Raw genomic sequence first — 13,228 nt, 5'->3', positions numbered from 1 at the left:
GACAGTTTGTTAGACCACTAAATACTATTGCAAATACTTTTAATACTTTACAATCAGGAGTCGCAGGTGCTGAAAGGGTATTTGAAGTATTAGATGAAGCTGAAGAAAAAGAAGATTTAGAAAATGCAGTAGCTTTAAAGGATATTAAAGGAGATGTAGTTTTTAATAATGTTTCTTTTGGTTATGAAGCAGATAATTTAGTCTTAAAGAATGTCAGTCTAGATGTAAAAGCTGGGACTAATGTAGCTTTAGTAGGTGCTACAGGAGCAGGTAAAACTACTATTGTGAATTTGCTTACTCGTTTTTATGATGTAACTGAAGGAGAAATACTCATTGATGGTATTGATATTAGGAAGTATTCTAGAGATAGTTTAAGGAAAGCTTTTGGTATGGTATTACAAGATACCTACTTATTCTCTGGAACAGTGGAAGAAAATATTCGCTATGGTAAATTAAATGCAACTGACCAAGAGGTAAAGAAGGCAGCAAAGTTAGCTAATGCAGATCCTTTTATAAGAAGATTACCTAAAGGCTACAATGCTATCTTAGCTGAAGGAGGTACAAATTTAAGCCAAGGAGAAAGACAGCTTCTAACTATAGCTAGAGCTATTTTAGCTAATCCTTCTATATTAATATTAGATGAAGCTACAAGTAGTGTAGATACAAGGACAGAGTTAAGGATACAAGAAGCTATGTTAAGGCTTATGGAGAACCGTACAACCTTCATTATAGCCCATAGACTTAGTACTATTAGAGATGCAGATATAATTATGGTAATTGATAATGGTAAGATAATAGAAAAAGGAAATCATAAGGAGCTTATAGCTAAAAAGGGAGCTTATTATGATTTGTATAATAGTCAGTTTATAGGTGAATCAGGTTTTGATTAACCGAAACCTGATTCTATTTTATATAGAGTTTTAACTCTTTTTTGTAAGAATTCTCTTATCTTCGATAAACGGGAGAGGGATTGTAAAATATTCTCATATTATATAAATAGTATGAGATAATCAGTATAAATGCTAGTAAGAGCCTACTGAAACTAGCTATGTAGCCTTGATATTACCGGGGTAGGGATTATCCTTAGAACTTGGGTAAGCTTGGTAAGTTGTTACTATTGACCAAGAAGCTTCCACTTCAACGAACGTAGTGAGTAAGTGGTGAGTAGTTCACGAAAATATATGAGGATATTGATTTAATAGATAATATTTATACTCATAACTATAGTATAAATATTATCTATTGGTAACGTGAAGCTAATTATAATAATATTGTATACGTGAAGATATTGTCACATAATGAGGTGAATATATGTTAAAGGAGGAGTATTTGTTGAAAAGACGATTTAGTTTATTATTGTGTATAATTTTGGTTTTTGGATTAGCAGTAACAGGATGTTCTAATGAAGAAGGTAAACTAGAAGAAGATAACGAAGTTGTAGAAGATAATAAAGACTTTAAGGCTCAAATAACATTTAATGGTTCATCTACTTTAGCACCTGTAATGTCTTCTATAGCAACTGACTTTATTGAAGAATATGAGACTTGGGATCAAGTGGATTCAAGCTTTCCAAAAGAAAACATAGCTATATATGTTTCAGCTGGTGGTTCTGGGGCTGGTGTTAAAGCTGTATTAGAGGAAACTAGTGATTTGGGTATGTTAGCAAGGGAAATAAAGGATGAAGAAAAAGAAAAAATAGGAGAAGATATGAAAGACTTTACTCTTGGTATAGATGCTTTAACTATTTCTGTAAACCCTGAAAATCCTATACATGAAATAAAAGATGATCTATCTTCTGAAGAAATAAAGAAAATATTCTCAGGAGAATATAAATATTGGGATGAAGTAGAAAGTAGTCTTCCACACAATGAAATAGTGGTAGTAATAAGAGATTTAGGTGGTGGAGCCCACGGAGTATTTCAAGATAGTATAATGGGTGAAACAGAGGTCAGGGAAGATGCTATACAAGCTCCTTCAATGGGTGCTTTAGTAACTAAAATCATTGAAAACAAAGATGCAATAGGATATGCATCCTTTGGTATGGTGAACCAAAATGAAGGAGAACTAATACCTTTAAAAGTTGATAGCATAGAAGCAACAAAAGAACATATTGTAGATGGATCCTATAAGATTTCTAGACCACTTATAGTAGTTAAGAAAGGTGAACTAACTGCAGAACAACAAGCCTTTATGGATATGGTTACATCTGAAAAAGGTTCAAAAATTATAGAGGAAATGGGTTTTGTACCAGTAAACTAAAATTCAGGGGGTAATATCCCTGAATTTTTTGGGGTGGTTATATGAAAAAGTTAAAGGAAAAAATATTTGTATTTAATATAAAACTCTTAACTTTGTTTTCTGTATTAATTCTTGCTTTTATAGTTTTATTTATATTAAAAGAGAGTGTTATATTCTTTGAGGAAGTTTCTATACTTAAATTTGTTACGGGAAAAACTTGGAATCCTTTAGGACCTCCAAATGAACTAGGTATATTACCAATAATATTAGGCACAATTTATGTATCATTAGTAGGTATTTTGATATCATTGCCAATAGGGGTTGGAACTGCTATTGTACTGTCCACTTATACCAATGAAAAGATAAAGAGACTTTTAACAGAAATTATAGACATATTAGCAGGCATACCCTCTGTGGTCTATGGCTTTATAGGACTACTAGTAATAGTGAAATCCTTTGAAACTAAATTTTCATTTCCCTCAGGAGAATCTGTTTTAGCTGGTGGTATGCTTCTTTCCATTATGATGCTTCCTTATATAATTTCTACTTGTGCAGAATCTATGGAAAAAGTTTATAAGGAATATAACCAACTTTCTAGTGCATTGGGTGTTTCTAAAACCTATATGATAAGGAAAATAGTTATGCCAAAAAGTAAAAGAAGTATATTAGCAGCTATAGTTTTAGCTTTAGGTAGGGGGATGGGGGAGACTATGGCAGTTATGATGGTTATAGGTAATTCCCCAATTATGCCTAAGTTGCTGAAAAAGTGTCAAACAATCCCTTCTCTTATTGCTCTTGAAATGGGGATGGTGGAAGTAGGAAGCTTGCATTATCATGCTCTCTTTGCTTCTGGTTTTATCTTAATGATAATGCTATTTATTATAAATATAGTATTGCACTTTATTAAAAAAAGTATAGATATTTAAATGTATTTAGGGATTGATAAATATGAATGAAAATATAAAAGACAAAATATTTAAGGCATTAGTTTCTATAAGTGCACTTATAGTGATTATAGTTGTCGCCTATATATTTATATATATATTTAAAAATGGGTTTAAATCTATTAATAAAGAATTTATATTTGGTGAACCAAAAGGTATGCCTTTAGGCTCAGAAGGTGGAGTATTTCCTGCAATTGTGGGAAGTCTGTCTCTTATGATTATAGCCTGTATCTTCGCTTCTATTCTGGCTATTGCAACCTCTATATACTTAGTTTTTTATTGTGATTCTAAAAGAATGGATAGTATAATACATTTAATAGTTCAATGTATGGCCGGAACTCCATCTATAGTTTTGGGGTTATTTGGATACACATTGTTAGTTTTGCATTTAAAATTAGGTAGATCATTATTATCTGGTGGCATAACTTTAGGTATAATGATATTTCCACTTATTCAAATTAGAGTGGAAAAAACTTTAAATGAAGTAGATCAAAGGATAATTAATTCCTCTTATGCCTTAGGGGTGCCCAAAGCTTATACAATTTTGAAGCTTATACTACCTTTATGTAGGGTAGATATAATTTCTGCCATAACTTTAGCTGGTGGGTTTGCAATGGGTGCTTCTGCACCAATTATATTAACAGCAGCTGTAATTTTTGCTCCAGTACCAAAATCTTTATCCTCTCCAGTAATGGCATTACCTTTTCACTTATATGTATTAATTGGAGAAGGTATTTCCCTTGAAAAATCTTACGGGACGGCTTTAGTTCTTATAATACTCTTACTAATTATAAATATAATTGCTTCAATTCTAAGTAGGAAAAGAAAGGAGCATAGATAGATGGATATTCTTGAAATAAAAAATTTATCTATTAGTTATGGTTATAAACCAGTAATAAAAAATTTATCAATGAATATAAAAAAGAATAAGATAACAGCTATAATAGGACCATCAGGTTGTGGTAAATCTACATTACTAAATACATTAAATCTTATGATAGGAGAAAATGGTGGAAATTTTATAGGGGAAATTTTATTTAAAAGTAGGGATATATTAAATTACGAGAAAAATGATATAAGGAAAATGATAGGTATGGTATTTCAACAACCAACACCTTTTCCATTTTCAGTATATAAGAATTTAACTTATGCTCCTATATACTATGGCATAAAAGCTAAAGATGAATTAAATAATATAGTAATTACTAATCTTAAAAAGGTGGGATTATATGATGAAATCCATAACGATTTAAATATACTAGCAACAAACCTTTCAGGAGGACAACAACAAAGATTATGTATAGCGAGAGCCCTAACTGTAGAACCAGAAATATTATTAATGGATGAGCCCTGTTCAGCTTTAGATATAAAAAACACAGCTAATATAGAAGAAATGCTTTTAAGGTTTACTAAAGAGTATACAATAGTTATTGTCACCCATAATTTGTCTCAAGCTAAAAGGATATCTGATTATACTGCATTTATCTTAGATGGAGAATTAATAGAATATGGAGAAACGGAAGAAATATTTAACAATCCTAAAGATAAAAGGACTAGAGATTATATAGAAGGAATTTATGGTTAAGAGAATAAAATAATATTTTCAAAGTATCAATGTGGATTTTTAATAAGGAAATATAAATCTATTGACTTTATTACCAGTTAATGTATACTAAAAGTGTATATTTAAAGGCGAATCAAAACTAATATAAAGGAGGTTCAAATTGTCTTATATAGTTATTACACTTATACTTATAATAATAATCTTTAGATTTTTCAAACCTATGGAATATATTAAGATGGCCCCAATTAAAATCTTCATAATATCTATCATAGCTTTATTAGCATTAACTAGTTTATTAACTTCTAGAAGAAAAATAGATGTTACAAATCAAGATATAGGTTTTAGAACTGTTAGTTTTATTCCTGAAAGTACAGAAAATGGTACGAAATGTGATTATAACAAGTTTGATGGAGTAAGAAAATTATACGAATTTAGTGCAAAAGAAGAAGATGTAGTAAATATTAAATATCAATCGGACACTCTTAAAATGGCTATATTGGATAATGAAAATAATATAATACATGATTTTGATATTAATGAAGAACATGATGTAGATCTAGTATTTAAAAAGTCTAGTAAATTTTCCATTAATATATATGGCAAAGGGAAGAATGGAAGTTTTAAAATAGAAATAAACCCTAAGGATGATATAGGGGCGATTAAAAAATGTTATTAATAGATTGATGTTAGTATAATTTTAGGCATTTTTGTACCTTTTAACAAATTTTCTTATTTCATAAATGTTCATGTGACGAATATATACAGGTAGCAATTAGGATGAAGAAAGACAAAATGATAGGTGAGTAAAAAGTGATTGCAAATAATATGTTGGTATGGCTCTCGATAGAGGTACGAAATTGGAATGCAACAGGTGGTATTCTTGATTGCACGTGGTAGTAAACTATTAAAAAAGGGGTTGAATATATGATAAATCAAAGAGTATTAAATTTCTATCGAGATTTTAGAAATAGCAAGGCTTATAATCGAATGATGTTTTTAATTATATTAGTCGGTTTAATGTATTACCCCATTAGCATGGCCAGAAGGCAATCCAATTGCAATATTAACTGGTAAATATCTTATAGGTCCCTATATACTACTGTTATTAATGTTTGCTATATGTTTATTATATAAAGATGTCCTTTTATATATTTTCAGTCTATTATTATTAATACCAAATTTATTACTTTTGTTAATTGGATTAATTATGGGAGGGAAACTGTAAACTTTTATGATTATGCATTGTTTTTGGTCCCTATAATAGTATTTTTAATCATTAATATAAGGTACTGCTATCTTTACCTACAAGTATTAAATAGAAGCTTATAATGATGTAAAATATCTATAGAAGGTATATGTCTAAAATGTAAAATCAGAAAATTCAAAAATGGAAATTAAGAATTGAAAATAACCTTTCAAAAAAGTTACAGGGGTTAAAAATGAGGGATTATTAATTTTATTTAAATGAAATTAATACATAGTTCTTTATTCTTTAATTATAATTTATAATATAATAATTGATTTTTTAAAAAAATATATTATATAATGAATATAGAATATGCAGAAAACTTTAACTAAAAGGAGCTATCTATAATGAAACTTGTATATAGAGGAAAAACGAAAGATGTTTATGATTTAGAAAATGGAAATTATTTATTAAAATTTAAAGATGATGTAACAGGAGAAGAAGGTACATTTGATCCAGGTGCTAATAAGGTAGGTTTAACTATGGAGGGAGCGGGAAAGGCTGGGCTTAAACTGTCAAGGTTCTTTTTCGAAAAAATAATTGGAGAAGGGATTCCTACTCATTATATAAATTCGGATATAGAAAAAGCTACAATGACAGTAAAGCCGGCTACTCCTTTTGGAAATGGTTTAGAGGTAATTTGTCGTTATAGAGCTGTCGGAAGTTTTTTACGTAGATATGGCATGTATGCAGAAGAAGGGCAACCTTTAGATGCTTTTGTTGAAATTACTTTAAAAGATGATAGGCGTAATGATCCTCCAATCACAAAAGATGCACTTCATATGTTAGGAATACTAACAAAAGATGAATATAAGATATTAAAAGATTTAACTATTAAAATTAGTAATCTTGTAAAAGAAGAGCTAAATAAAAATGGTATTGAACTTTATGATATTAAGCTTGAATTTGGAAGAGTAGGAGAAGATAATCGCATAGCTTTAACTGACGAAATATCTGGTGGAAATATGAGAGCTTATAAAAATGGTGAATATTTAGAGCCTTTGGAATTGACTAAATTAGTGTTGGAAAATCAATAGGATTAGGGAAGTGAAGTGGTTAGTAAACTCAATTGAGTGTACTAACCATTTCTTACTAAAATAGGATTAAATGTGTTATACTAGGATATTATTATAGATCTTTATAAGGGGTCAGAAAATTTTGAAAGAGGGGTTGACTTTTTGGTAAAAAAGGGTTAAAATATAATAGAATTTGAATTATTCAGAAAAGTATTAAAATTGAAAACGGGAACACAACTTAACATTATTTTATTTTGTGTTAATTTAAATACTCTTACCTTTTAATATCTTTTAGGGCTTTGAATTTTTTCAAAGCCTTTTTCTTTTTTTGAAATTTTGACTTAGGTCAAAGTTTTTCTTATATATAATTAATATAATTGATATAATTAATATAGTAAATATAATTAGGACTATTGAGGGGGAATAAAAGATGAGTATGTTTTGTTATCAATGCCAAGAAACAGCTGGAGGGAAAGGCTGTACAAAGGTTGGAGTGTGTGGAAAAACAGCAGATTTAGCTCAACTTCAAGATTTAATGATATATGCCCTAAAGGGAATTTCAGTATTAGGATTAGAGGCAGATAAAATTGGATACAAGATGCCAGGATTAGATAGATTTATAATCGAAGGATTATTTATGACTATAACAAATGCAAACTTTGACAAAGATAGATTCTTTGAAAAGATTAAAGATGCACTTAAATTAAGGGATGAATTGAAAGATGCATTAATTGAAAAAGGTGTTGAACTAGGAGACTTAAAAGATCCTGCAACCTTTACAGTTAATTCAAAAGATGAAATTGAATATAAGGCAGGTAGCAAAGAAGTAGGAGTTTTAGCTACGGAAAATGAAGATATTCGTTCTCTAAGAGAATTAATTACTTATGGGGTTAAGGGAATGGCAGCTTATGCAGAACATGCTAGTAATTTAGGATACGAAGATGAAGAAATATCTAAATTTATTAGAAAAGCATTAGCAGCTACTTTAGATGAGAGCTTAACTGTAGATGATTTAGTTGCTCTTACACTTGAAACTGGCAAATATGGTGTAGAAGTCATGGCTTTATTAGATAAGGCTAATACATCAACTTATGGAAATCCAGAAATAACAGAGGTAAATATCGGTGTTAGAAATAATCCAGCAATACTTATATCTGGTCACGACTTAAAAGATATGGAAGAACTATTAAAACAAACAGAAGGTACTGGCGTAGATGTTTATACTCATGGAGAAATGTTACCAGCTCATTATTACCCAGCATTTAAAAAGTATGATCATTTTGTAGGAAACTATGGAAATGCATGGTGGAAACAAAAAGAAGAATTTGAAAAATTCAATGGACCAATATTGTTTACAACAAACTGTATAGTTCCACCAAAAGCTTCTTATGCAGATAGAGTATATACAACAGGTTCATCAGGATATCCAGGATTTAAACATATTTCTGATAGAGTAAATGGAGAAGCCAAGGATTTCTCAGAAATAATAGAACACGCTAAGAAATTACCAGCACCTACTGAAATAGAATCAGGAAAAATCGTTGGCGGATTTGCCCACAACCAAGTATTTGCTTTAGCTGATGACGTTGTAGAAGGAGTAAAGACAGGGGCAATTAAAAAGTTCTTTGTAATGGCTGGTTGTGATGGAAGAATGAAGAGCAGAAACTACTATACAGATTTCGCAAAAGCTCTCCCCAAAGATACAGTTATTTTAACAGCAGGTTGTGCTAAATACAAATATAATAAATTAAATTTAGGAGATATAAATGGAATACCAAGAGTTCTTGACGCTGGACAATGTAATGACTCCTATTCCTTAGCTCTTATAGCTCTTAAACTACAAGAAATATTTGGATTGGAAGATGTAAATGAATTACCAATTGCATATAATATTGCATGGTATGAACTAAAGGCAGTAATAGTACTTCTTGCACTTCTACATTTAGGGGTTAAAGATATTCACTTAGGACCAACTTTACCAGCATTTCTTTCACCAAATGTAGTAAATGTATTAGTAGAAAACTTTGGAATTGGTGGAATAACAAATGTAGAAGATGATATAAAAATGTTCTTAGAAGCTTAATTAAGTAATGGGAAAGTCCACTTGTGAAAAACATAAGTGGACTTCTTTCATTTATTTACTAAATTTTTGATTTATATCAAAGCTTTATTTATGAATAAACAATATAATGAATGTGAAAGATATAAACAAATAAAAATTAGGGAGGTCTTTTAAAGATGAAAACTATAACTTATAAACTATCTACTTTAACTTGTCCAAGTTGTACGGCTAAAATTGAAGGTGCATTGAAAAAAACTAAAGGTGTTGAAAAAATTGAAGTGTTATTTAATTCTAGTAGAGTAAAAGTAACTATTGATGAATCTGTTGTGGAATCAGATGAAATTAAGGATATTATTGAAAGTTTAGGATATGATGTTTTAGGAGAAAAATAAAGATTCAATAAGGAAGGGGTGTAGATTTGATTAGTAAAGGTCGTAGGGTATTAATATCAGGTATATTAATAGTTATATCTTTTATACTAAAACATACTATAGCTGAAGCTTTAGTTACTAATTTATTTATGATCAGTGCTGCTATTGTAGCTGGCTGGCCTATAGCAAAAAATGCAATTAGTGCCCTAAGATATAAAATATTAGGAATAGATGCATTAGTAACTATAGCAGCGACAGGAGCCATCTTTATAGGAGAATATTGGGAAGCGGCAGCAGTAACATTTTTATTTATGCTAGGTGATTATTTAGAATCCAAAACTATAGAAAAAACTAGATCATCTATAAAATCATTATTAGATTTAGCACCAGATATGTCCAGGGTAATAAGAGATGGTGAAGAAGTTTTATTAACTCCTGATGAAGTGGTAAAAGAAGACATAGTTTTAGTAAAACCAGGTGAAAAAATATCAGTAGATGGAACAGTAGTAGAAGGAAATGCTTATGTGAATCAAGCAGCAATTACAGGAGAATCTATTCCAGTAAACAAAGAAGAAGATGAAGAAGTATTTTCTGGTACTATAATTGAATCAGGTTATTTAAAAATAAGAGCAGATAAAGTAGGGGAAGATACTACATTTGCTAAAATATTAGAAATGGTAGAAGAAGCTCAAGACAAAAAAGCTAAAACTCAAAAATTTCTAGAAGTATTTTCAAGATATTATACTCCTTCTATTATGGTTCTAGCAGCATTACTATTTCTATTTACAAAAGATTTAAGATTGTCTTTAACGTTACTTGTAATAGCTTGCCCAGGGGCTTTAGTAATATCTACTCCCGTTTCTATAGTATCCGGTATTGGAAATGGGGCTAAACATGGAGTTCTTATTAAGGGTGGAGAAATAATGGAGGATTTAGGTAAGGTTAAAGTATTAGCTTTTGATAAAACTGGAACTTTAACAGAAGGTAAGCCTAAAGTAACTAAAGTAAAATCCTTTAACATTAATGATATAGATGAAGACCAATTATTGAAAATTGCGGTAATTGGAGAAAAATACTCAGAACATCCATTGGCAAAAGCAATAATAGAAGCAGGTGAAGAAAGGCTTGGCTCTATAGAAGGTGAACCGGAGGATTCAGAAATAATTACAGGTCAGGGGTTAAAAGTAAAAGTTGAAGGAAAGACTTATTTAATAGGGAATAGAAAATTATTATTAGAAAACCATATAAAAATAGATAGCCAAGAGGAAAAATATATTCAAAGTGAGGAAGAAGAAGGACAGACAGTGGTATTTATTTCAAGTTTAGAAGACCTATTAGGGACAATATCCATAGCAGATACAATTAGAGAAGATGCAAAAGAACTAATTAAAAATTTAAAAGGATTAGGTATAGAGAAAGTTGTAATGCTGACAGGTGATAATAAAAGAGCCGCAGCTTCGATTTCTAAACAATTAGGTATTGACGATTATTATGCAGAATTATTGCCAGAAGGAAAAGTAGAAGTCCTTGAAAAACTGCAAGATGAAATTGGTCCAACAGCTATGGTAGGTGATGGAGTAAATGATGCCCCAGCATTAGCTTCAGCAGATTTAGGTATTGCCATAGGTGGAGCTGGTACTGATGTAGCCATGGAAACTGCTGATGTAGTTTTAATGTCTGATGAAATTAAAAAATTGTCTCATGCTATTGGATTAAGTAGGGCTACTGTAAGGAATATGAAGCAGAATATATACTTTGCTATAATTGTAGCAGCAGTCCTTTTAATAGGTGTAATTGCTAAAGTAGTATTCTTATCTTCAGGAATGTTGGTTCATGAGTTAAGTGTACTCCTTGTAACTATAAATGCTATAAGATTGTTATCATATGGTGAAAAAGAAAGAGCCCTTAGCTAAGGGCTCTTAATCAACTTTTTCCTCTAACTCTTTAAGTAGCTTAAGATATTTATTTTGGGTACCTTTTTCATTGGCATCTTTTTCAATTTTTTCACTTTGTTTATCTACTTCTTGTTTATTTTCAGAAGGAAGTAATTTTTCAGCAAATTTATACAGAGCTGTATTTTCTTTATCAATATGTCTATTTAATAAATCTGCATAGGAAATAGAATTAGCTATTATATCTAACCTTTTTTCATCATTGCCTTCCTTGTATTCATCCAAAGCTTTTTCTAGGTTGAGGATGTAAAGACGGGCAATATCATGTTCGATTAACATACCTGTAATAGGACCGTTTTTTGCGAACTGTGGAAGGTTTTCTTCCATAATCTTAAATAATACTTTTTCTTCTTTCATATGATGATGTTTATCAGCATAATTTCTAATAAAGTCAATTATTTTATAAAAATCATCATAATCTATATTTTTATCTAACAATACTTTATAAGAATATTTTCTTATAACTTTTAACATTCTTTTAATATTTTCGTGTTCTTGGACCATAATATTTATTGATTTCATATAATCACCTCAAGACTATGATACCCTATTATTTAATATAAGAATAGCCTTTTTGCTATTTTTATATAGATAAAAATTAGTAATATGATAATATATATTCATAGAGAACATAAGGAGGTTATAAAATGAGTTTTAAAATTACGGATAAAGTAACTTGGGTAGGAAAAATTGACTGGGAACTTAGAAGTTTTCATGGAGATGAACTTTCTACACACAGAGGAACTTCTTACAATTCTTATTTAATAAGGGATGAAAAGAATGTTCTTATTGATACTATATGGAAACCCTTTGATGAAGAATTTGTAGAGAATCTAAAAAAAGAAATAGACTTAAAGGAAATAGACTATATAATTGCCAATCATGCTGAGGTAGACCATAGTGGTGCTTTGCCATTACTTATGAAGGAAATACCTGAAGTACCAATTTACTGTACAGCAGCTGGTGCAAGAATATTAAAAGCTCACTATCATGAAGATTGGAACTTTGTAGAAGTTAAGACTGGAGATACTCTAAATATTGGAGAAAGTGAACTCACATTTGTTGAGGCAAAAATGTTACATTGGCCAGATAGTATGTTTACATATATGAGTGGTGAAAACATATTATTTAGCAATGATGCCTTTGGGCAACACTATGCATCAGAACAAATGTACAATGATTTAGTAGATCAATCCGAATTATACTATGAGGCTTTAAAATATTATGCAAATATATTATCTCCTTTTAATCCATTAGTAACTATGAAAATTAAAGAAGTTTTAGGATTTAATTTACCTTTAGATATGATTGCAACTAGCCATGGAATTATATGGAGAGATAACCCAACTCAAATAATAGAAAAATATTTAGAATGGGCAAAAGACTATGAAGAAAATCAAGTAACAATAATTTATGATAGTATGTGGGATGCAACGAAGAGAATGGCTGAAACTATAGCAGAAGGTATTAGATCTGAAGATAAAGATGTGGTTATAAAACTATATAAAACATCTAATACAGATAAAAATGATATTATTACTGAAATGTTTAAATCAAAAGCAGTATTATTCGGTGCTTCAACTGTAAATAATAGTATATTGTCATCTATGTCAGGAGTACTTGATATGATAAAAGGATTAGGATTTAAAAAGAAAAGGGCAGCAGCTTTTGGTTCCTACGGCTGGAGTGGTGAAGGTGTTAAAATTATGACTGAAAGATTAAAAGATGCAAAAATGGATGTAGTAAATGATGGAATAAGAGAATTATGGAACCCAGATGACGAAGCTTTAGAACGTTGTAGAGAATTTGGAAAGGATTTTGCTAAGAACTTGTAG

12 protein-coding genes are annotated in these 13,228 nt (G+C 30.1%); 11 read left to right on the top strand and 1 reads right to left on the bottom strand.

Translation table 11 applies throughout. The features are described 5' to 3' along the window. From VK071_00800 to VK071_00755, 10 genes are all read left to right on the top strand, one after another. Window positions 1-890, top strand: an 890-nt coding sequence (locus tag VK071_00800; GenBank protein ID HLR33854.1) for an ATP-binding cassette domain-containing protein, incomplete at its 5' end; no start/stop codon positions are given. Between the two features lie 442 nt (window positions 891-1,332). Next, entirely contained in the window at window positions 1,333-2,259 is a 927-nt protein-coding gene (locus tag VK071_00795) for a phosphate ABC transporter substrate-binding protein (GenBank protein HLR33853.1), read from the top strand. 41 nt (window positions 2,260-2,300) lie between these two features. Next, window positions 2,301-3,164, top strand: a complete 864-nt coding sequence (pstC, locus tag VK071_00790) for a phosphate ABC transporter permease subunit PstC (protein ID HLR33852.1) — start codon at window positions 2,301-2,303, stop codon at window positions 3,162-3,164. Window positions 3,165-3,186: 22 nt separating this feature from the next. Further along, window positions 3,187-4,023: a phosphate ABC transporter permease PstA gene (pstA, locus tag VK071_00785; protein HLR33851.1), complete on the top strand. Its 837-nt coding sequence runs from the start codon at window positions 3,187-3,189 to the stop codon at window positions 4,021-4,023. Further along, on the top strand, window positions 4,024-4,767 hold the full coding sequence (locus VK071_00780) for a phosphate ABC transporter ATP-binding protein (GenBank protein HLR33850.1): 744 nt from the start codon (window positions 4,024-4,026) through the stop codon (window positions 4,765-4,767). A 139-nt stretch (window positions 4,768-4,906) separates the two neighbouring features. Then, the gene (locus VK071_00775) at window positions 4,907-5,422 is read left to right on the top strand and encodes a hypothetical protein (protein ID HLR33849.1); all 516 of its coding nucleotides are present in this window, start codon (window positions 4,907-4,909) and stop codon (window positions 5,420-5,422) included. Between the two features lie 917 nt (window positions 5,423-6,339). Continuing rightward, window positions 6,340-7,029: a phosphoribosylaminoimidazolesuccinocarboxamide synthase gene (locus VK071_00770; GenBank protein HLR33848.1), complete on the top strand. Its 690-nt coding sequence runs from the start codon at window positions 6,340-6,342 to the stop codon at window positions 7,027-7,029. 409 nt (window positions 7,030-7,438) lie between these two features. Then, window positions 7,439-9,091 carry a hydroxylamine reductase gene (hcp, locus tag VK071_00765; GenBank protein ID HLR33847.1) on the top strand — a complete coding sequence of 551 codons (1,653 nt, stop codon included), beginning with the start codon at window positions 7,439-7,441 and terminating at the stop codon, window positions 9,089-9,091. Between the two features lie 155 nt (window positions 9,092-9,246). Further along, window positions 9,247-9,462 (top strand): heavy-metal-associated domain-containing protein, encoded by a 216-nt coding sequence (locus tag VK071_00760; protein ID HLR33846.1) that lies wholly within the window; start codon window positions 9,247-9,249, stop codon window positions 9,460-9,462. 26 nt (window positions 9,463-9,488) lie between these two features. Continuing rightward, window positions 9,489-11,354, top strand: a complete 1,866-nt coding sequence (locus tag VK071_00755) for a cation-translocating P-type ATPase (protein HLR33845.1) — start codon at window positions 9,489-9,491, stop codon at window positions 11,352-11,354. 6 nt (window positions 11,355-11,360) lie between these two features. On the opposite strand, the gene VK071_00750 is transcribed toward VK071_00755, so the two are convergent. After that, window positions 11,361-11,915, bottom strand: a complete 555-nt coding sequence (locus tag VK071_00750) for a hemerythrin domain-containing protein (protein HLR33844.1) — start codon at window positions 11,913-11,915, stop codon at window positions 11,361-11,363. 125 nt (window positions 11,916-12,040) lie between these two features. On the opposite strand from VK071_00750, the gene VK071_00745 reads away from it, so the two are divergent. Continuing rightward, complete coding sequence (locus VK071_00745) at window positions 12,041-13,228, top strand: anaerobic nitric oxide reductase flavorubredoxin (protein HLR33843.1); 1,188 nt, start codon at window positions 12,041-12,043, stop codon at window positions 13,226-13,228.

It is taken from the genome of Tissierellales bacterium, from assembly GCA_035301805.1.
In the GTDB taxonomy this organism is placed as follows: domain Bacteria; phylum Bacillota; class Clostridia; order Tissierellales; family DATGTQ01; genus DATGTQ01.
Note: the sequence above shows the minus strand (reverse complement) of the source record. Positions and strands in the feature narration are given on the sequence as shown.

What these genes read in the sequence shown, in the direction of transcription:
- pstC (HLR33852.1), top strand. Translation starts at nt 2,301, where the DNA reads ATGAAAAAGTTAAAGGAAAAAATATTTGTATTTAATATAAAACTCTTA.
- pstA (HLR33851.1), top strand. Translation starts at nt 3,187, where the DNA reads ATGAATGAAAATATAAAAGACAAAATATTTAAGGCATTAGTTTCTATA.
- VK071_00780 (HLR33850.1), top strand. Translation starts at nt 4,024, where the DNA reads ATGGATATTCTTGAAATAAAAAATTTATCTATTAGTTATGGTTATAAA.
- VK071_00770 (HLR33848.1), top strand. Translation starts at nt 6,340, where the DNA reads ATGAAACTTGTATATAGAGGAAAAACGAAAGATGTTTATGATTTAGAA.
- hcp (HLR33847.1), top strand. Translation starts at nt 7,439, where the DNA reads ATGAGTATGTTTTGTTATCAATGCCAAGAAACAGCTGGAGGGAAAGGC.
- VK071_00760 (HLR33846.1), top strand. Translation starts at nt 9,247, where the DNA reads ATGAAAACTATAACTTATAAACTATCTACTTTAACTTGTCCAAGTTGT.
- VK071_00750 (HLR33844.1), bottom strand. Translation starts at nt 11,915, where the DNA reads ATGAAATCAATAAATATTATGGTCCAAGAACACGAAAATATTAAAAGA.
- VK071_00745 (HLR33843.1), top strand. Translation starts at nt 12,041, where the DNA reads ATGAGTTTTAAAATTACGGATAAAGTAACTTGGGTAGGAAAAATTGAC.